The sequence below is a fragment of the Pseudanabaena sp. PCC 7367 genome (genome assembly GCF_000317065.1).
Lineage (GTDB): Bacteria > Cyanobacteriota > Cyanobacteriia > Pseudanabaenales > Pseudanabaenaceae > Thalassoporum > Thalassoporum mexicanum.
Genome location: NC_019701.1, coordinates 2,369,941 through 2,389,649 on the forward strand (window position 1 = coordinate 2,369,941; position 19,709 = coordinate 2,389,649).

The following is a 19,709-nucleotide window of genomic DNA, read 5'->3' on the forward strand; positions in this document are numbered from 1 at the left end:
TTCCATTTCCAAAAAGATGTGTTATCTTAGGGAAGTCCAAGCAATAAGTCATGAACTGATTGCAATCGAGACCCTTACCAAATAGGAAACAGGAGGTGATGCCCATGATAGACAGTAGTAAATGCATGGGTCGCCTAGTATCCAATGTTGAACTGTGCGCTGGGGCTGCTCTCTAGTCCTTTAGGTTTTAAATATTTTTAATCTAAACCCTGGGGTTCCTCCCAGCAGTTGAACGATACTATGCGATCCGCTACACCGCTCTTAGTTACTGGTAGCTAGCAACCCAAGTTAATCAATCCGATTACTTGCCGCTGGTTTACCTCTACAACTAGGAGCGGATAGTTTTTATAAGGGTTCTTTTGAGCTAGGTTGAGAACTGTTTTTTGAGATTGGTCGGGCAACTCAGGCCAAGAGGCGATCGATTAGCTCCACTACGCCCTCGCCACAGATGCCGATCGTGACCAAATCTGCGATCTCCCTGAGCTGCGGCAAAGCATTCGCCACCGCCACGCCATAACCACAGAGATTAATCAAATCATAATCATTCTCGGCATCACCAACCGCCACAACCTGTTCCGGCGCGATCTGCAATTCCTTAAGCAATAAACTCAACCCCGCCGCCTTATTCACTCCCTGTGGCAGAATCATCACTTCGCCCTTGTTGAGGATAATTTGAGCATCGATCGTCATCTCGGTGATCAGCGTCTGGGTAGTTTTTAAATAGGGTTCTCTGGTGGCCACAATCACCTCACCATGAAACAGATAATCAACGCCCCGCGCTGCTAAGGCTTGCATAAATTCTGGCGGCGGCGCTGCGCCCAGCAAAATTTTTTGATCCCGATCGCGCAAATATACCAATGCGCCATTCTCTGCCACCACCCCATCACAATAATCCCAAATTTGGGGAAATGTGCCAGTGAGATGGTCAAAACCCTGATCAAACAGCCGACCAGTCACAATCAAGAACTTGCCACCAGCTTCACGCCATTGGGCGATCGCTTGCCGCGTAGAATCGGCCACCTGTCCCTTAATTGCAATGGTGCCATCAAAATCCGAGGCGATCGCTAGATATGCCATTTATCCTGATTCCTATTCTTATTTCGAGTCGCTACTAACGCTACTAAATCGTCAAGAGATTGCTTAAGCCTGCTTCAACGCCACCTTAACATTAAAACTAATACTAATTCTTTCAGCGTCAGCCAGATTTGCCCCCACCCCATGTAACAACCAACTGGGGAAAATCACCATCCGCCCCACGATCGGTTTATATACCAGCTTCCCCTGCGTCCATTGGTTATATTCTGTGACCGGAATTGGATTCATGCGCACCGCCTGACGCGGATCAATAAAAAAGAGATCGCCGCTATTTTCGGTCGCCTGCACATAATAAACGCCACTAAGTACACAGTTAGGATGATCATGCACCACATTGGTAGCATATTTAGGATTTACCAATGCCCAGCAATTACTAATCACCATTGTCAATCGATCTAAATCCCATTTGGCAAACCTGGCAATTTCCACCACATTCTTGCCAGTAATATCCAGGAATTCCTTGAAGTTTGGGTTTTGGGTCAGCCGATCGTGGCTGTGCCAACCGATCACACTGGAGCGATCGCGCAGCCCGACTTGATCTGTAGCTTGCTCTGCCTTGATCGCGGCGATTAGCTGCTGATTCATTACCGGCGCGTTGGGAAGGTCAAAATGCCAGATCGAAGTAGGAAAACAATCTATTCTGGTGCCGCTCACAATTTATGTCTGCTAAGAAGTGGTTGAAATATTTTTTACTGTGATCGCTTACTGTTGTCGTTCTAATTGCCCTGCGAACAACCACTAGGGATTAAGTAAATTCTCCAAGCGTTGCCGCATCTTCTCAATTTCTGCCGCTTCTGCCCCATTGCTGGAATCATTCGTATTCGCATTAGTAGCTGGCGTAGTTGCTGAGGCCGCCTCATCCTCAAGTTGCCATTCGGATGGATCGGCGTTTTCTTCCGTGGGCATGAAGAATTCACCGGACTTCACCACATACAATTGACAGCCCGAATCGCTGCAAATTTCTTCCAGTTCCTTTTGTTCTATTTGCTCAGGGCTGAGATCGGGAAAGTCCTGCGCTTCTAGTAAGCCCGAACAGCGATCGGCATCTTCTTGATCCTCAAAGGCAATGATTACGGTTTGGCCATCACTGAGCGAGAGTGCATAGAATGCTTGCTCCAGGTCATTAATATTAAATTGCAGAATCCATACTTGCATGTTAGCTATCCCAGTTGGCTATCCCAAGTGCCAAACTTTGTTCTATTTTAGGGGTTTGTGGCATTTTTTGGCTGATCCGGCCATACTTATCCTGGCTGAGTCGGTAAGGAGCAGCCTAACCTTAGATGGTTAGATCGGAGCAGTGGTGTTTGAGTGAATGAGTTAAGTTGAAAGGGCAGTTTCTGCGATCGCTTCGGTCGCTTGCCCTTCTTCTAGCTTTGGCTTAAACACCAAATTCAAGATCGTACGAATAGAGCCAGCCACCGGCACTGCCACAATCAATCCCAGCGGGCCATTAATTTTCAAACCCACCACCAGAGACACCAAAATCCAAACTGGATTCAAGCCAGTGAGGTTTCCCAGCAGGCGCGGCGCGATCACATTGGTGACAATCTGGTCGATCGTCAAGCCCACCGACAATACCTTCAGCCCTAACCAGACATCTTCTAGAGATACAATCAGCGAAATTAAGCTAATCGCCAGCCAGCTGCCAAAGGGCACCAGGGTCATAATGCCAATCCCCATCCCAAACAACAACCCAAAGGGCACATGTAGCGAAATGAAGGTCAAAGTCACGGCAGTGCCGCTCATTAATGCCAAAGTGGCTTGGCCAATGTAGTAATTTTTAAACTTTTCCCGCAAAGCTAGCCGCAACTCCGTCCCGATCGGATTGGGCACCAGATTAAAAATGCCGTGCCAGATTCGATCGCCCTGCAATAGCAAATAAAAAGTCAATACCAAAGTTAGTACCACGTTCAACAAACTGCCAGCGGTATCGAGCAAAAAGCCAATGATGCGGCCAGACAGGTTTTGTAATTGTTCAGACAGGCGATTGGTAAGCTGGGTAATAATGCCGCTGATGTCTACATTAATGTTTCTTGCCTCTGCCCAGATCTGGAGTGATTGCAATTGTTGCACCCCAGAATCTACCCAACTCGGCAAGCGTTTGCCCAATTCGCTTAATTGCCCCAGAGCCAGCGGAAACAGAGTTACGCCAACGGCAATAATACTGGTTGCGGCCGCCAGAAAGGCAATTGATACCGCACTACCGCGATTAACCCCGCGTTTGATGAGAAATTGCACCGCATAATTGAGCAAAAACGACACGATCGCCGCCGCGATCACAATATTGCACAGGGGCTGGAAAAATTTAAACACCATATAGGCGACCCAGCCATTGAGAATAATCAGTGGAAAGGTAAGCCCAATTAGTAGGCGATTGGCAAGTTTTTCGGTGGGCATGTTTATTCGGTGGACTCGATTTGCAAAGTTTTAATGCTAGCGGCAAATATGGGTGCCAGACGATCGGCATCATTGGCCAGAACTGAGCAAGTAATTACTAGCTTACGATTGGCAGGGGCATCAAAAATATAAAACCATTGTTGGAGTTGATTGCCAAGCTGCTCTGATTGGGACACAATCACAATGCCAGCTAAACCAGAATTTGTGATGAAATCGCTTTGGCTCAGGATCTGGAAGTTTTGAAAAGCTTTGCTGACTGAATTGATATTTACATTGGCATAATCATCTAAGGCACCGTCGTAGGTATCGCTAAAAATGCTGATGTTAGCCTGGTAGCGATCGCCCTCAGGCTGATTTTGCTCAGGTTGAGCTGGTTGATCGATTGTGTTACTTGGTTCCGGTTGATCGCCAGGAGCATCATGCTGGTTATTAGCAGCTTCAACATCCTGAATATTCTGAATATTCTGAATATCCTGAACAAAAGTTGCATAAGTCAAGCCCGTCACAGTTTTGGTCTGCCAGCCCAGAGGCGGTTGCAAAGAAAAGCTGCTATCACTAGCCAGGTGGCGATCGGCAAGCTGGACATTCTCAAGCTGCTCCAGGCTCAGGCCAGGTAGGGTAGGGCTAGGAGTTGCTGGGTTCAAATCAGGTTCTAGCTTGCCCCAACTGCATGAGCCTAGCCAGAGTATAACTATTAAACTCAAACTTAGTCTAAATCCAGTTTTACAGACCTGTCGGTTGTGGATTTTGATCATTATTGGCATGGGCTGCTAATCGGATCTTAAGTCTGCGTAACTGTACCTAAATACATACTATAGATATAAGGATATTGATAGTCCTGCCCAGGTAATGATATTTAGCCACAGAGGCGCTGAGTTCAACTGACTAAGTGACTAATTGCCCAGAATATGCGGCCAAAAGCAATGTGGGGTGATTTATTAAGTTAAATATTAAGCAGTGGATATACTTAGGCATTGATTGTGGTTGAATCTTGACAATACAATATCAAGAGTAATGAATTCAATCACTTATTCCATTTCGATCGATTCAAATTAATCGGGTTTAGTTGCTTTTTTTAATGTGAGTGTGCGGGTATGAATTTTGGTCGAATTTTGGCGATCGCTTCTAATGTGGTCAAAGAGGTGTTTCGTGAGCAGGTACTCTATCTGGCGCTGCTCTATGTTTTTGTTTTGGTGGCGGCATTGACCCTATTACCATCGGTTTCTGCCAACACCCATGAAAAAATTACCGTTGATGTTGGCATTGCCGCGATCGAGGTAGTTGGCCTAATTGTGGCGGTGTTTGTGAGCACGGGTTTAATCAACCGCGAGATCGATAAGCGCACCATTTTTGTACTGGTGGCCAAACCCCTCAGTCGGGCTGAGTTTGTTTTGGGTAAGCATTTAGGGATTTCGATCGTTTTGGCCAGCCTGATTGCGGTGATGTCAGCAATCTTTGTGGTGTTGATGCTCATCTCTGGCATCCAAATCCCGATCGGCGCAATTTTGGTTTCTAATTTCTTTACCTTCTGGCAATTGATGTTAATCAGCGCGATCGCTATTCTTTTCAGCACCTTTACCAGCTCGTTGATCGCGGCATTACTAACTTTTGCTGCCTATTTGATGGGTAATATCAGCGCGGATATTTTGAAGCTGGGGGAACTGGCCGAAAATCCGGCGATGCAAAAAACAACTGAGTTTATCTATCTGGTGCTGCCAGATCTATCGCGGGCTAACCTCAAAAATGATGCGGTGGTTGCCTATTTGCCCAGTGGTGCAGAGCTATTCAACAATGGCGTATATATCCTGGCCTATGCTTGCATCATGCTGGCGCTGGCGATGCTGATCTTTGCCCGCCGCCAATTCTAGGATTTCTATTTCTATAACTTATCTATCTTTTCTGTAACTCCACATTTTGGTTAATAAATATATCAACAAAAATAGTTAAGCAATTTTGCGGAAGCTATACCGCTTAATTGATTGAATAAGGTTTATAGCAAGCATTAGCATAGTTGCAAGCTGTGTCAATTCAACATATGTTAGTAACAGATCGCAAATATGTGACTAAATTTCAGGCTGGTAGATCTAAGTCATTAATGTTTGTGATTCATTAATGTATTTAGATTCTGGGGGTGTAATTGTGGTGAAGAATAAAAATTTATCCAGAGCGATCGCTGGTTGCGGTGCTGGATTGATATCAGCAGCGGTTGGTATGACCGCAGCGAGGCCAGTTCACTCATTTGCTTATGTTTTTGCTGGCGAAATGTTCGGTGTTGATCGTGTTACCCATGTGATTGGTTATACGGGGGTAGCGGCAGCATTAACGATCAGTGTGGGTATCGATCCAACCAGTATGTTTGCTGCCCAGATGGTAACTCCTGTTCAGAATGTGATTGCCACTATGAATGGGCTAGTGCCTACAACGGGGAACCTGACCACAGCAAACGTGCCATTTGCCCAGTTTGACTTTGAATCAGTGCTTTTGCATGAAATGGGGCATTCTATGGGGCTAGACCATATTAATTTAGCCTCTGAGTCTGGCCTTGTGGGGGGCGATCGAGAATATACCGCAACCACCGATGGTGCTAATGATGCGTTTGATCTAGATGATGGAGCAGATAATGTAATTGGCTCTGCCGATGATATGCGCGGTGATGATGTGAACCTCAACTATTTTCGCATTGCCGATAACAATCCCTTTGCCACTAATTTAGGTGTAGTTGATTCCACTACCTATAGTCGAGATATTGCAAATTTACCTGTAGGTGATAATTTCTCAGCTAATGCCGATCGCGCTGTTGGTGGTTTGCTGGGGTTTGGCAGTACCGAAGGGGTAATGCAGCAAGGAACATTCAATGGCGAGGCGCAACGTACTCTAGGGGCGGATGATGTTGCTGGCTTCCTCTATGCAAGAGCTGGATTGGATAGTATTGCTGGCACTGCCGATGACTATACCTGGAATCTCACCTTTGCTGGCCTGGATGCAACCGCCGATATTGTGATTGATTTTGATAATGCTCAAACTGGATTTGCGGTATCCCAGAGTGGTGGATCTTTCTTAAGTGCAGATGATGCTGTAATTACAAGTAACAGTATATTTTTTAACTCCACCGCTCCCTGGTTCTTTAACCCTACGCCTGTGCCCTTTGAGTTTTCGCCAACTACTGGCATTTTGATGCTAGGTGGTTTGTTTGGTGTGGAGCGATTTGGCAGAAAGTGGATGAAAAAGAAGAAAGCTAGAAAGGTCTAGGCAAAACGCAATACAACTAGCTTAGCTTGCCCCATCGTTTTACTGCGTTTAGTAGCTGGTTAGTTATGCGGTGTAGATAGTGGTGATTCTTTCTTGAGCAGGACTTGCGTGTTTTTAGGAAGCATAATCTAGGTGGAATTTGAAATCCTTCTAATAGATATTGCTTCGCGTAAGTTCTGCATTTGTACTCAAATTTGCAAAATACTTATGCAATCTACTGGAGGGGTAATTGGCACTTCTACTTGGTACTAGCACTAATGACTTCATCGATGGCACGAATAATGCCGATACAGTCATTGCTAATGCTGGTGATGATAATGCCCGTGGCTTTGGTGGTACAGATAATATTAACGGCAATCAGGGCAATGATGTTATCAACGGCAACGTCGGTAGCGATACCCTGCATGGCGGCCGCGATAACGATACCGTTTTTGGCGGTCGCGGCGATGATGAACTTTGGGGCGATCGCAACACCGATGTCCTCACAGGCGGCATTGGAAATGATTTGTTTGTGCTGGATAATCGCAGCACCGGTAGCACGTCGATCGCTGCTGCCGATCGGATTACTGACTTCAGCCAGGGTGGTGAGTTAGGTAGAGATTTACTGGGGCTATCTAATGGCTTGAGCTTTGCTGATTTGGGTATTTCTCAGGGTACAGGAGCTAATTCAGCTCATACGATTATCCAGGACAACAGCACGGGTCTGTTTCTCGGTATTATTGAAAACTTTAATAGCTCCGCGATCACTGGAGCAGACTTCGGTATAGATATTAGCCCTACCCCCGTTCTTGTCTCCATTCTTGAGTAGTGACTGGTTGCGAATCATCAACATGCTATTTTTGCTGGTCAATTACTCCAGTGAAATAAAAATGGCCAGGTTGGTTTATGTAGAACCATTACCCAGCCAATCGCAAAGTAGTTAATTAGATTTAGTTTTTTATTTTTAAACTCAGATAAATTTGCTAATTCCAAGACCTAGGCAGCCTGTTGTTGCATCACCTGCTTCAGGCTTTCTAACCCCTTTTTGAGTTGGCGTGAGATCGTTACTGCACTCACCCCCATCATTTTCGCTACCTCGCGTTGGGTCAGGTCTTGCAAAAATACAAACTCCACGATCGCTCTGGTGCGTTCTTCTAGCTGCCCCAAGGCTTGATGCAAACGAATGCTGTCTTCCTGGCTCACTTGCAAGCAATGCTTAGGATCGGGTACCAATTCGGCTAAGCAAGTACCATTGGCTTCATCGCATCTGATCGGTGCATCAAGGCTGACCGGACTGCGGTTTTGATGGGCTAGCTTGATGTCCTGCCACTCTGATAGAGAAACTTCTAGAGCCGCCGCCAATTCCCGATCGGAGGGTTCCCGGCGCAACTCGCGGCGCAATTGCTGAGCGGCTCGGATTGATTTATTGTGCAGATCCATCCAGCGACGGGGAATCCGCAAAGTAGAACTTTTGTCACGCAGATAATGCTGGATTTCACCACGAATGTACCGAGTGGCAAAGGAACTGAATGCATAGCCGCGATTGAGTTCAAATCGTTCGATCGCGCCGATCAAACCAATCGAACCAACCTGCAGCAAATCTTCGTAGGACTCAGCGCTCTGGTTAGACCAATAGCCGACCTCTTTTTTGACCAGGCCAATATTCAAGTTGACCAGTTTGGTACGAATGCGTTTTGATGGCGATCGCTTGTAGGCCTTGAGCAATTCCAGGGTCACACTCTTGTCTTCGCGGGAAAATTCTTTCCTGACACCGATTTGATTAACGATTTGCCGGTGAGCCAGGGTATTTTTAGCAACGCTGAATTGAAGCGGTTTGTTTGCTTTGTCAATTGTTTTTTCAATACTGGCAATCATAATAGCTATCCCAAATTTAATAAACTCTGCATTTTGGTTTGTCAATGGTGTTAGTAATCAATAAATCAATTAAAAATAATCAAGTAAAGAAAACTAACTAATAACGGCAACTCCCTCCCCATGTCGCTATTTCGGTCACGCTGTGACTTTTGATTTCAAGATATTTGTTAAAAACAAATTTTTAATTTCTGACCAGCTAGTCTGAATCATGCAAATTTTGATAAAGCAAAAATTAGATAACTGTGGTTTACTAACTTTGCTTAAACTTGCTAGATTTCAAAGACTAACTAGCTATTGCCGTTATGAATCAAGATTAACTGGGCAGTATTACTAAAGTCACCTACTGCTTTGTTAGGAATTTACTAAAGGCTAAGGCGATCGCTACCTAACAGTCTGTTAGTAAAAGTTGTTAGATCGCTGCCTTAATCGCTTGGTAATATGACTTTGTGGTAGTTTTATGGGCATTAGCAGCAACTTTGTTCTTTATTTAAATGTCCGAATTTAAATGTCTGATCAAATCCTGCTGATCGATTGCGATCATGATGCTTAAATAGCTTTGGTTGTAGCGATTTACACTCAGTGTATTCTCAGTGTATTCAACTGGACTTGATCTCAATTCTGAAGCTGCGATCCCTGTGATCTAGCTGCCAGAACATAACTTCTAGATAAACAACTAAAAACTGCTCAGCTCAATTTGATCTAGTTCACTAAATGCTTAATGGCGATCCCCTGCCATGACTTCGAGCCCAGACGAGTACGATAATTTATTTCCAGAGGCGCAACAGAACTGGGACCTAGACCGGCTATATGCTGATATTGAGGCGATCAACACCAAACCGCTTCGATCAGTGGAAAAAGCCTGTTTGCGCGGATTGCTATGTCGCTTTCGCCCCGGCCAAATTGCCTTTAAGCTAAATTGGACTTCGGGCACACTGCGGGTTGATCTCAATAAGGGGCTATACCGCTATATTGAAGCCTTGGCCGAACAGCCACTAAATACCTTGCGCTGGGACAAAGTGAGCGAGTGGATCGAAGCCAGGGGCTATAAGGTGCGCATGGTAGTGCCAGCCGAATCAAGTAATGGCTGTGGCACGACCGATTGGGGGGAAGCGCCGGAAGTACCGTTATTTTTTGGCCGATCGCAGGAATTATCTGATTTGGCGAGCTGGATTACGATCGATCGGACGCGGCTCCTGGCGATCTGGGGTATGGGAGGGATTGGTAAAACTGCTCTAACCGTAAAGCTAATCGAAAAGGTGCAGGGGGAGTTTGAATATTTAATCTGGCGATCGCTGCGGGATGTACAACCGATCGGCCAAATTCTGGCGGATTGGTTTCAGTTTTTGACTAATTCCCAGGAAACCCGCCTCGATCTGCCCTATTTGATGGAAGTGCTCAAAGCCAAACGCTGCTTGATTGTGTTGGATGACTTTGAAACCGTGATGCAAGATGGCGAACTGGTGGGGCTATATCGCCAGGGTTGCGAAGAGTATGGCGAATTGCTCCAACGCCTGGGTAAAGAACGTCATCAAAGCTGTTTGGTGTTGCTCAGTCGGGAACAACCAAAGGAAGTGGCAATGCTAGAGGGGGAAGGGCAATTTACTCGATCGTTTCATTTGGGTGGCCTCCAGCGCAAAGGAGCGATGAAATTGTTGCAAGCCAGGGGGTTTTCGGGCAAAGAGAATGGCCTGGATGCGCTGAATGGTCAGTATCGCGGTAATCCTGCGGCCTTGCGGATTGTTTCTTCCACGATCCAGGAGTTGTTTGATGGCAATGTAAGCGATTTCCTCAAACAAACCCAACTAGCCCTGGGTGATATCCTGCGGAACTTGCTTTATGAGCAGTTCGATCGCCTGTCTGAGTTGGAAACCGATGTGGTCTATTGGTTGGCGATCAAACGTCGTCCGGTTTCCCTAAATGAATTGCGCGAGAGCATGGAAGAAACTTCGTCGGGCTCTGAATTGCTGGATGCGATCGAATCGTTGCGGTGGCGATCGTTGATAGAAAAGTTAGTGGAGAAAAATTCCGCCAAAAGAGAAGTTTTATTCTTACTCGAACCAGTGGTTTTGAAATATGTTAGCAAACGCTTCATTGAAGAGGTAGGGCGAGAAGTAAAGGCGATCGTGACCAATCGTAATTTTAATCACATATTACTCCTGCGTAGCCATGTTCTAGTGGAAGATAGCGCCCCGGAAAATATTCGCGCTGCTCAAATTCGGCTCATGCTCAAGCCGATTAAAGACAAACTAACCCGATCGCTCTCTAAGGCTGGGATCGCGGTGGATGAACTAACTGAGCAATTGGCGATCGCCAAACAGGAACAATCAACAACTTTAGATGATTATGCGGATTCCAACTTATCCCTACTGGGGCTTTTGATCTAATCCAGAAATCTTGATCAGTCTTGATCCGTCTTGATCAGCATAGATTTTGTGTCATACTAGCTGGAAGTTTACGATCGCTGAGTAACTGCCATGATCTCAATTCGCCCCCAACCAACCTGCACCCATCTGGACTCGGTTCAAGCAGTTACGCCCAGTGGTAAAGGTTGCCAGGAATGTTTAGAAATGGGCGATACCTGGGTGCATTTGCGGCTTTGTTTGACCTGTGGCCATGTGGGCTGTTGCGATTCTTCCAAGCATAAACATGCTACCAAGCATTATCAGGCCACCAAGCACCCGATCGTTAAATCTTTCGAGCCAGGGGAAAATTGGCTCTGGTGTTATGAAGATAAAGAGGTTGTTGGTTAACCAGCTCTCATCATGTCTCTTAAAAGTTTAGCTATTCATATGTAAATCATCGAATCAAAAGCAAATGCCCCACGCGATCTACAGTGCCCAAGTTAATGCCCCGCTTGAAACCCTCTGGTCAGTGATGGTTGATAAGGCCAAGAACCCAGGTAAGTACAATACTTCGGTGCAGGACTATCAGGTATTAGAAGAATATGCAGATGGTTTGCTACGGCAAATGCGGAACAAGGGCAAGCTAATTAAAGAACGCCTCACGATCGATCCAGTCAAATACGAAATCATGCATGCCCTGGTCGATCATCCTATTTTTGTGGGTCGTGCCTTTAATGCAATTTTGCAACCAACGGAAGTAAACCCAAGCGATCCGCTGATTCTGACCTATGCGCTCGATTGGCAACCCCATAATGATTCTGCGGAAGCAATGGAAGTTGAAGCAGCGATGCAAAAGGAACTGAATGGTGTGATTAAAACGGCGGTTTTTAACACCAAGAATGCAGCAGAACAGCAAGCTGAGCCGAGTCAGTAAAATAATTTCAATTTCAATTTCAACATGTCCAAATGGACGCTCTCAGGCGATCGCTATGAATTTCTGCCCCAATTCCTGCGCCTTGCGATCATAAATATTATTTCCAACTTGATGGTGCCCCTGGCGGGTTTGATTGATTCAGCCTTTCTAGGACACCTCGATCAAATTCGCCATCTTGCTGGTGTCAGTCTGGCAACGGTGTTGTTTAACTATATCTATTGGTCATTTGGGTTCTTGCGGATGGGAACCACTGGAACCACTGCCCAGGCTCTGGGGCGAGGCGATCGCGCTGAAATTTTGCTCACCCTGATTCGGAATGGGCTCTTGGCCACTGCGATCGGCATGGCGATTTTGCTATTGCAATTACCTTTACGAGAATTGGGCTTTCAATTCTTTCAGGCCAGTGCTGCGGTTGAGAACTCTGGTCGGGAATATTTCAATGCCACGATCTGGGCAGCGCCAGCGTTTTTAATTAATTATGTGCTGGTGGGTTGGTTCCTGGGGCAAAGCCAAAGTATCAAGGTTTTATTACTATCGATCGTGGGCAGTGGTGCGAATGTATTGTTAAATTACTTATTTGTGGTTGAGTTGCAATGGCAAAGCACCGGCGCAGGGATCGCCACCACCGCCAGTCAGTATCTCACTCTGTTACTTGGTATCGGGTTGGTGCAACGTAGTTTAAGCCAGTTTACCCTGCCCAAATTAACCAACCTCAGGCAAGCAGTATTTAATCCCCAGGCGATCGGTGTTACCTTTGCCCTCAATGGCAATATCATGCTGCGCACTTTCGCGTTGATCACCGTATTTTCCACCTTTACTAATCTCAGTTCTGCCCTAAGCACCACTACCCTGGCGGCCAACTCGCTCCTTTTGCAGGTATTTACCAGTACCGCCTATTTCATTGATGGATTTGCAAACGCAACTGAGAGCCTGGTGGGGATTTTTAAAGGGAATGGCGATCGCCGTCAATTGGTTGCCCTACTCCAGGTTTCTGCTGTGGCAAGCTTTATGATCGGCATTCTGGCGGCATGTGGTTTTATTTATGCGCCTGCGGTTTTGTTTGCATTGCTAACCAGTCATAGCAATGTTGTGGCGACTATTAGCAATTATGTGGTCTGGTTGCTGCCAATTCTGGGCATTGGTGCGATCGCCTTTGTGTTAGATGGCTATTTCATTGGCCTCACCGCTGGAGCAACATTGCGGAATGCGGCCTTAATCTCGGCAGCGGTAGGGTTTGCACCGATCGCCTATCTGGCCTGGCAATTGGGTAGTAATCATTTACTCTGGCTGGCCTTAGCTGGATTTATGCTGGCGCGGGCGATCACCTTAGCGGTTAAGATTCCCAGCAGCCTCAAAACGATCAAATCCGCCACTTGAGCTTGTCTATATTAAGCTCCCCGTGGGATGTCTGGCCATTGCCACAAACCTTGAGGCTTTAATGGATAGATAGACTTAGGGTATCTAAATATAAAGCAATTATTAAATCAATAGGTAGAAGTAATTTGAATACCTTTTAAAGCCATAAGATATCTAAAATACTCCTAGTGGCATGGGACATTGCACTCAGGTTGAAAATGCAACCATAATGAGCGAGATGCAAATTGCCAAAGGATTATTAAGCAACAAGCAAGGAGATGGAGCCAATGCTGAAGACAGAAATGATCAACAGCCTAGCCAGTTGCGATATTCGGATGGAAAGCCGTGAGATGGTGGTCGATTGTGACTCGTTTCAGGCCGCCTATCGGGTATGGGAAAATCACCAACGCTTGTGTTACGAAGTTTCGCCGTTTCAAGATGTCGATCGGATCAAACTAAAAGTGCAGGGCAAAAATCTCTTTCCCCCCTTCCGCTGTGATATTTAGTTAGATATTTAAATATTTAGATTTTGATCTTTTACTTTTGCGATTTGTTGTTACAGTCACGTTCGATTCAATTGGCTGATTTAGCGATCGCCGCCAGCTTGATTACAATCGCTCCAATTGCTTAATCATTCCGGTGCGGGAAATCACCAAAACCTAGTTAGGTTATCCCGAATCCTGTTGAATAACCTCATTTAAAATGCTTGTAATCGTTACGACCATTACGTTGCCTATGTAAGCGATCCCAAGGATTTGATATTAGGAAGAATAAGGCTAACTTAGTTAACTTAGGCTTGTTTTTTTGCCTGCCGTTGTGATTTTAAGTAGGAAAATACCGACTTATCACCAATATCCGCTGGGATATCCTGAAACAGCTTGCGCAGTGCAAAGATAAAAAACAACATTGCCCAGACGGCCAAGAGTACCTGCTCAGCAGCGATCGGCAGCTTACCTACCATATGCCCCACCAGCAGAAAAGGTACTAATACAGTAAGAATTTTAGTTTCAAACCGATTGAAGCAAAATGCTTCCTTAAAGTAAATTCCCGTTAAGGCGGCAAAGGTAAAGCCCACGCCAATTAGAGTTAGTGGTTGTTGATAGACGGCGATCGCCAAATTCTCGCCACTTTGCAAGGCAATTGCCACGGAGGCAAGGCAACCAACTGCCAGGAAAGCCTGGAGGGTACGATGCAGCAGTGCCAAATAAATATGAATCTTGGTGAGGGCGATCGCCAGTGCCACACAAAACACTGCATATAGTCCAGTAACTAAGCTGGGCATAATCGCTAAATTCTGCCCCTGCAAGGCAACCGTGACCGCACCACAAAAGCTTGCTGCTGCGATCGCCAACGCCGCCCGATAAATAATCACTTCCTGGCGATCGTCAGGGCCAACTGTAAATTCGCCGAACTGCCCTTTGTACACAGTTTCGATCGGGATCTCTGGCTGCCTGGAATTAGCGGTGGAATTTGTAGTCATAGTTACCTCGCCAGCAATATCAATTGTATTTGCATAACATTACATTCTATCTATTCAATCCCATCATAGCGCCAGGGCACTGGATCGACCGCTTCATTGTTTACATATAACCCCCAATGCAAATGGGGGCCGGTGGAAATTCCAGTCGAGCCAACCGCACCGATTACCTGACCTGGCTGGACAAAATCACCTTCTTTGACGTTAATCCGGCTGAGGTGAATAAAAATACTCAACACGCCCTGACCATGATCGATGCCGACGGTGTTGCCATGTAGTTGAAAGCCTTGCCCCACTGTACCAACCAAGCGTACATAGCCCGCCGCTGGGGCAAAAACTGGCGATCCGGTTCCGGCGGCATAATCCACGCCCCGGTGATAATAGTCATTGGCAAACTCACCATTGTAATAGCGTCGTACGCCAAAAACCGTGGATACCGAGCCCTGGCTGGGGCGAATAAAGGCTCCTTGCCAGAATTTTTGAGGGCTGACAATTTTCTTGAAGGCATCAACCCGATCGAACTCATGGTCTGTCCCCTCGATCGAGCTTTTGCTAGGGCTGAGCCAGATGCTTTGGGTGGGATAGCTGCGATTTTGTAAATTTACGTTATAAGCCTGAGAGCCAGATGGCATAACTACTTGTACTTGCTTAAGTCCCGGTGCATCGAGGGGTGTGGTTGGTAGCAATGCGCGCCAGCGATTAGGAGCGATCGCAAAGGCTGGGTATTGCTTTTGCTTGAATAATACATAGGGGTTGGTATTAGTGGCCTGATTGGGGGGCATATTGATCACCACCGAGATCGTATCGCCTAGCTCTGGATTGGGGGGCGAAATGGCAATCTGTTGGGCAGAAACCAGCGCCGGTTGCAGCAGGGCGGGGGCGATCGCCAATAGCAAGCTTGCCATCAACAAGCCCATGAATCTAAGCCGTTTAGGTTGAGTTAAAACAGCTTGAAATTTAGCCAGTAGGTTAATTGGCGTAAAGCGATCGTAAATGGTTTGTAATTCAGCCTGCAGACGAGCCGCCAGCACAAAATCGTGAAACATGCAATTTATCCCTGATTGCCTTTGCGATTAAATCAGCATTGTAATCGATCTGGGAATGAGATCTTTACTTTATATCCAAAAGTTATTCCTAAGATCATCTAAAGCATAAGTATTGGCGGCATTGCATAATCTAGAGACGAAAATGCGATCCACAAAAACATCAAATATATGCCTAATCTAAGTTTGACCGATCGCTTAATTGTTAAATCATCTTACCAATGTCCAATGTCCAACGCCGTATTAGTGATTAAACATCTGCCAAATGGCGATGCACAAACTGCACACAAATGGAGCCCTCGCCAACCCCCGATGCAACCCGCTTAATTGAGCCATGCCGTACATCACCCACCGCAAAAATACCCGGCATATTAGTTTCCAGTAAAAAGCGATCGCGTTCTAACGGCCAGGGGAGATCTTTACCTACATCGGGGCCGGTATAAATAAAGCCGCGTTCATCTCGCTCAATCACACCATCTAGCCAATCGGTACTGGGGGTTGCACCAATAAAAATAAACAGGGAATTAGTGTCGAAGGTTTTGATTTGATCGTTCTGGCTATCCTTGACCAAAATTGCTTCGAGGCGATTGTTGCCCTTGGCTTCGAGCACACTATGAAACGGTAAAACTTCAATATTTGCAGTGTCCTCAATTTGATCGATCAAATACTGAGACATGCTCTTAGTCAGCGATTCACCCCGCACCAGAATCCGCACCCGACTGGCATATTTAGAAAAATGCATGGCTGCCTGCCCCGCTGAGTTAGCGCCACCCACCACATATACATCCTCATCTCGGCAAGCTTCTGCCTCGGTTTGCGCCGCGCCATAATATACGCCAGCACCAGTAAAGCGATCGATCTGGGGCACAGTCAGCCGCCGCCAGGATACACCCATCGCCAGAATCATCGCATGACAACTAATCTCACTGCGATCGGATAGGGTAATGATTCGATAATTATCTTCAACCCGAATTGAGGTGGCTTCCTGGGGGGTCAAAATTTCTACGCCAAAACGTTTGGCCTGGGTCACCGCTCGCCGCGCCAGATCGCTACCGCTCAGCCCCACCGGAAAGCCAAGATAGTTTTCAATCCGGGAACTAGTGCCAGCCTGACCACCGGGAGCCTCCCGCTCGATCATTACGGTGCGCAGCCCTTCGGAAGCACCATAAACCGCCGCCGCCAAACCAGCCGGCCCTCCACCCACAATCACCAGATCATAAAAGGGCTTGGTTGCTTCGGTTTGCATCCCCACTTGCTGAGCCAATTCAGCCGGACTGGGCTTGACCAGCTTTTCACCGCTGGGCAGCAACACCAGAGGTAAACAAGGGTTATTTTTTTCGCCAGCATAGGTGACTAATTGCTGGGCTTCATGGTTATTTTCAATGTCCAGCCAGCGATAGGGAACCTGGTTACGGGCTAGGAAATCGCGCAGGTGATGGGAATCCGGCGACCACCGATCGCTAATTACCTTGACCCCCTGGAATTCGGGCTTGAATTTGGCTTGCCAATCATGGAGTAAATCATCCACCACTGGATAGAGTTTTTCCTCTGGTGGGTCCCAGGGTTTGAGCAAATAATAGTCGAGCTGGGTGTGATTAATGGAATCGATCGCGGCATTGGTATCCGCATAGGCAGTCAGGAGGGCACGTTTGGCTAGGGGGAAAATTGCGATCGCCTCGGTTAAAAATTCAACCCCGCTCATGCCTGGCATTCTTTGGTCTACTAAAAATAACGCGATCGTATTGCTGCGGAGTTTTAGTTGCTGCACCGCCTCCAAAGCAATAGCCCCAGAATCAGCCCGCACAATCCGAAAGCGATCGCCATATTGCTGGCGGAGATCTCTGGCAATGGCTTGCAATACGGCTGGATCATCATCCACCACAACGATCGCAGGCTTTTTTGCCCCAACTCGCTTTTCAACCATTTGGCATCCTAGTTTTAAAATTGGCTATCGATCATAGTTTCGCACATTCAGCCAAGTTACTTGCAAGGCGAATCTTAATCAAAATTTAAAGACTCAAAGCCATAGCATATAGACAAACCAAGTCAATATGTGTAGTATCCTAGAGGAGAACTTTTAGATAAATAAACGACTTTCAAACATCACACTAGAGTTTGTTATCTATTTTCTAACATCGATCGGCGAAGCTCCTTAGTTCGCTACCAACTCTACGCCTGCAAGTTTAGTAACTGCAAAGGTAGCCACAATCCCAGAGCCGCTCCCAAGATTCCACCATGAAAATTTTTTGATGCAGATTTCGCCATAATGATCGCGGTGACCTCAGATCATGCTTGTTAATACCAGTCAGATCCAATTGTTTGAATCAGAGTTTTGCCTAGAGCGATCTGTATCCAGCCAGCTTTGGCTTTTGGATCGCAGCGGTAGCTTAGATAGCTTGGATCGCAATGGTTTAAGACTCTTGCATCGGTCATGCTCAACTAATTAGCAGGTTATCCTACCCCCGGATTTTTGAGATTTTAGCCCATCTGATTTGTCTAGATTTACCCACGAAATCACACCCAAGGAAATACTAGATAGCTCTAGATAGCTAATGATGTGGTAATTGATCAAGCTAATCCCGTCAGGTGGCAACGCATTTTTTAGCCAGTTTAATAACCTTGTTCAGTGTTCAGTTTATGGCGATGGAGCGAGAAGCATCAAGTCGATTACTCAAAACACAGGCGCACAGTCAGAAACTTAAACCAGACCAGAATTAAGACCAGTTAAAGACATTGAAGATATTGAAGATATTGATATTTAAGCCAACTTAACCAACCTAAATTTAAATCAAGGAGTGAGGGCAGTGACCTACGCCAAGAATTTCTCAGAGCCAGAAGTTTTGAAACATGCCGTGGTAGTCTTTTCCAGAAACTATTTACCGATCGCCAGGGTGAATATGCGGCGGGCGATCGCCTTGCTGGTAACCGGTCGAGCCGAACCGATCGATAGCATGGGTGGTCGTACCTGGTCTGTCCTTGCGCCTAAGTTTGTGCTCAAAGTACCGGAACATATTCGCCTCACGATCGGCAACACGGAACGGCTGTGGAAGGTGCCGCCAGTCAATCGCCGCGAAGTCCTCCGGCGCGATAATCACTCCTGTCAATATTGCGGTGCAGCTAAGCATCTCACCCTTGATCATGTGATGCCGCGATCGCGTGGTGGTGGTCATTCCTGGGAAAATCTGGTGGCAGCCTGTGAACGCTGTAATCACTCCAAGGGGAATCGCACCCCTGCAGAAGCCGGAATGCGCTTAGTTAAGCAACCCAAGGCACCTATGCACCCAGCGATGGCCTTTGCGGAGCAGTTCTGGCGCGATCATAAACAACAAATTGATATTGAATAGTTGCTTAGATCCTGCTTAGACCTGTAGTTTCATAACTTCAGCGAAGGGAATGGTAAGAGCTTGCTTCGGGCTAGATGGGCTGAGATTGCGCTTATGATCCTGATGCTGCCAATGCTGCCAATGATTAAATAGCTTCACTAACCGCCAGTTAGATCAAAGTGCTAGTAAGCAATAGAATCTTAGGAGTCAGTATCGATCGCATATTTTTTTAACTTGTCCAACTCCACCACCTGGAGTGCTTTTTCATGGGTAGCCGCCAACACCACTGGTGGTGCTACGCCCGCCTCCAACGCCTCACGCCAACGGGATACACAGAGGCACCAGCGATCGCCTGCCTTGAGGCCAGGAAAATTAAATCCAGGTCTAGGCGTGATTAAATCATTACCCCGCAACCTACTAAAATCTAGAAACTCATTGGTTACCTCGGCGCAGACGACATGGCTACCGAGGTCTTGATCGCCCGTCTCACAAAAACCATTGCGATAGAAGCCGGTGAGCGGAGAGCCACAGCAAAATTCTAATTTTTGACCCAATACGTTTTTTGCTTCTGTCATGTTGCTAGATGCTCCTGAGTCGTGATCTTAAATTGTAGGAAATCCTGTTAATGTTGTGAATGTC

General features: G+C 46.5%; 19 protein-coding genes. 9 read left to right on the forward strand and 10 right to left on the reverse strand.

Annotation, left to right across the window (positions count from 1 at the left end):
- Window positions 1-402: 402 nt before the first annotated feature.
- The 5 genes from PSE7367_RS09370 to PSE7367_RS09390 all read right to left on the reverse strand — a co-directional run bounded on the left by PSE7367_RS09370 (window position 403) and on the right by PSE7367_RS09390 (window position 4,196).
- Window positions 403-1,077 carry an HAD family hydrolase gene (locus tag PSE7367_RS09370; protein WP_015165125.1) on the reverse strand — a complete coding sequence of 225 codons (675 nt, stop codon included), beginning with the start codon at window positions 1,075-1,077 and terminating at the stop codon, window positions 403-405.
- A 63-nt stretch (window positions 1,078-1,140) separates the two neighbouring features.
- Window positions 1,141-1,749 carry a TIGR02466 family protein gene (locus tag PSE7367_RS09375; protein WP_015165126.1) on the reverse strand — a complete coding sequence of 203 codons (609 nt, stop codon included), beginning with the start codon at window positions 1,747-1,749 and terminating at the stop codon, window positions 1,141-1,143.
- 84 nt (window positions 1,750-1,833) lie between these two features.
- Window positions 1,834-2,250, reverse strand: a complete 417-nt coding sequence (locus PSE7367_RS09380; protein WP_015165127.1) for a DUF3110 domain-containing protein — start codon at window positions 2,248-2,250, stop codon at window positions 1,834-1,836.
- Between the two features lie 162 nt (window positions 2,251-2,412).
- Complete coding sequence (locus PSE7367_RS09385) at window positions 2,413-3,492, reverse strand: AI-2E family transporter (protein WP_015165128.1); 1,080 nt, start codon at window positions 3,490-3,492, stop codon at window positions 2,413-2,415.
- A gap of 2 nt (window positions 3,493-3,494) precedes the next feature.
- The gene (locus PSE7367_RS09390; protein ID WP_156800372.1) at window positions 3,495-4,196 is read right to left on the reverse strand and encodes a DUF1795 domain-containing protein; all 702 of its coding nucleotides are present in this window, start codon (window positions 4,194-4,196) and stop codon (window positions 3,495-3,497) included.
- A gap of 390 nt (window positions 4,197-4,586) precedes the next feature.
- On the opposite strand from PSE7367_RS09390, the gene PSE7367_RS09395 reads away from it, so the two are divergent.
- From PSE7367_RS09395 to PSE7367_RS09405, 3 genes are all read left to right on the forward strand, one after another.
- Window positions 4,587-5,360, forward strand: a complete 774-nt coding sequence (locus PSE7367_RS09395; RefSeq protein ID WP_015165130.1) for an ABC transporter permease — start codon at window positions 4,587-4,589, stop codon at window positions 5,358-5,360.
- Window positions 5,361-5,604: 244 nt separating this feature from the next.
- Complete coding sequence (locus tag PSE7367_RS09400) at window positions 5,605-6,741, forward strand: PFE-CTERM domain-containing protein (protein ID WP_015165131.1); 1,137 nt, start codon at window positions 5,605-5,607, stop codon at window positions 6,739-6,741.
- A 229-nt stretch (window positions 6,742-6,970) separates the two neighbouring features.
- Entirely contained in the window at window positions 6,971-7,549 is a 579-nt protein-coding gene (locus tag PSE7367_RS09405) for a calcium-binding protein (RefSeq protein ID WP_015165132.1), read from the forward strand.
- Between the two features lie 167 nt (window positions 7,550-7,716).
- On the opposite strand, the gene PSE7367_RS09410 is transcribed toward PSE7367_RS09405, so the two are convergent.
- Entirely contained in the window at window positions 7,717-8,595 is an 879-nt protein-coding gene (locus tag PSE7367_RS09410; RefSeq protein WP_015165133.1) for an RNA polymerase sigma factor SigF, read from the reverse strand.
- A gap of 734 nt (window positions 8,596-9,329) precedes the next feature.
- Between PSE7367_RS09410 and PSE7367_RS09415 the strand changes: the two genes are divergently transcribed.
- The 5 genes from PSE7367_RS09415 to PSE7367_RS09435 all read left to right on the forward strand — a co-directional run bounded on the left by PSE7367_RS09415 (window position 9,330) and on the right by PSE7367_RS09435 (window position 13,733).
- Window positions 9,330-10,979: an NB-ARC domain-containing protein gene (locus tag PSE7367_RS09415; RefSeq protein WP_015165134.1), complete on the forward strand. Its 1,650-nt coding sequence runs from the start codon at window positions 9,330-9,332 to the stop codon at window positions 10,977-10,979.
- Window positions 10,980-11,069: 90 nt separating this feature from the next.
- On the forward strand, window positions 11,070-11,345 hold the full coding sequence (locus PSE7367_RS09420) for a ubiquitin carboxyl-terminal hydrolase 14 (RefSeq protein ID WP_015165135.1): 276 nt from the start codon (window positions 11,070-11,072) through the stop codon (window positions 11,343-11,345).
- 64 nt (window positions 11,346-11,409) lie between these two features.
- Entirely contained in the window at window positions 11,410-11,871 is a 462-nt protein-coding gene (locus PSE7367_RS09425; RefSeq protein ID WP_015165136.1) for an AtaL-like protein, read from the forward strand.
- 24 nt (window positions 11,872-11,895) lie between these two features.
- On the forward strand, window positions 11,896-13,248 hold the full coding sequence (locus PSE7367_RS09430) for an MATE family efflux transporter (RefSeq protein ID WP_015165137.1): 1,353 nt from the start codon (window positions 11,896-11,898) through the stop codon (window positions 13,246-13,248).
- 266 nt (window positions 13,249-13,514) lie between these two features.
- The gene (locus tag PSE7367_RS09435) at window positions 13,515-13,733 is read left to right on the forward strand and encodes a hypothetical protein (protein WP_015165139.1); all 219 of its coding nucleotides are present in this window, start codon (window positions 13,515-13,517) and stop codon (window positions 13,731-13,733) included.
- 284 nt (window positions 13,734-14,017) lie between these two features.
- Here PSE7367_RS09435 and PSE7367_RS09440 read toward each other — a convergent pair whose 3' ends face one another.
- From PSE7367_RS09440 to PSE7367_RS09450, 3 genes are all read right to left on the reverse strand, one after another.
- Window positions 14,018-14,707, reverse strand: a complete 690-nt coding sequence (locus tag PSE7367_RS09440) for a DUF2301 domain-containing membrane protein (protein ID WP_015165140.1) — start codon at window positions 14,705-14,707, stop codon at window positions 14,018-14,020.
- 50 nt (window positions 14,708-14,757) lie between these two features.
- Complete coding sequence (locus PSE7367_RS09445) at window positions 14,758-15,621, reverse strand: M23 family metallopeptidase (RefSeq protein WP_156800494.1); 864 nt, start codon at window positions 15,619-15,621, stop codon at window positions 14,758-14,760.
- A 376-nt stretch (window positions 15,622-15,997) separates the two neighbouring features.
- Window positions 15,998-17,671 (reverse strand): FAD-dependent oxidoreductase, encoded by a 1,674-nt coding sequence (locus tag PSE7367_RS09450; protein WP_015165142.1) that lies wholly within the window; start codon window positions 17,669-17,671, stop codon window positions 15,998-16,000.
- An 880-nt stretch (window positions 17,672-18,551) separates the two neighbouring features.
- On the opposite strand from PSE7367_RS09450, the gene PSE7367_RS09455 reads away from it, so the two are divergent.
- Window positions 18,552-19,091, forward strand: a complete 540-nt coding sequence (locus tag PSE7367_RS09455) for an HNH endonuclease (protein WP_015165143.1) — start codon at window positions 18,552-18,554, stop codon at window positions 19,089-19,091.
- A gap of 179 nt (window positions 19,092-19,270) precedes the next feature.
- Here PSE7367_RS09455 and PSE7367_RS09460 read toward each other — a convergent pair whose 3' ends face one another.
- Window positions 19,271-19,645, reverse strand: a complete 375-nt coding sequence (locus PSE7367_RS09460) for a DUF2237 family protein (protein WP_015165144.1) — start codon at window positions 19,643-19,645, stop codon at window positions 19,271-19,273.
- Window positions 19,646-19,709: the final 64 nt, after the last annotated feature.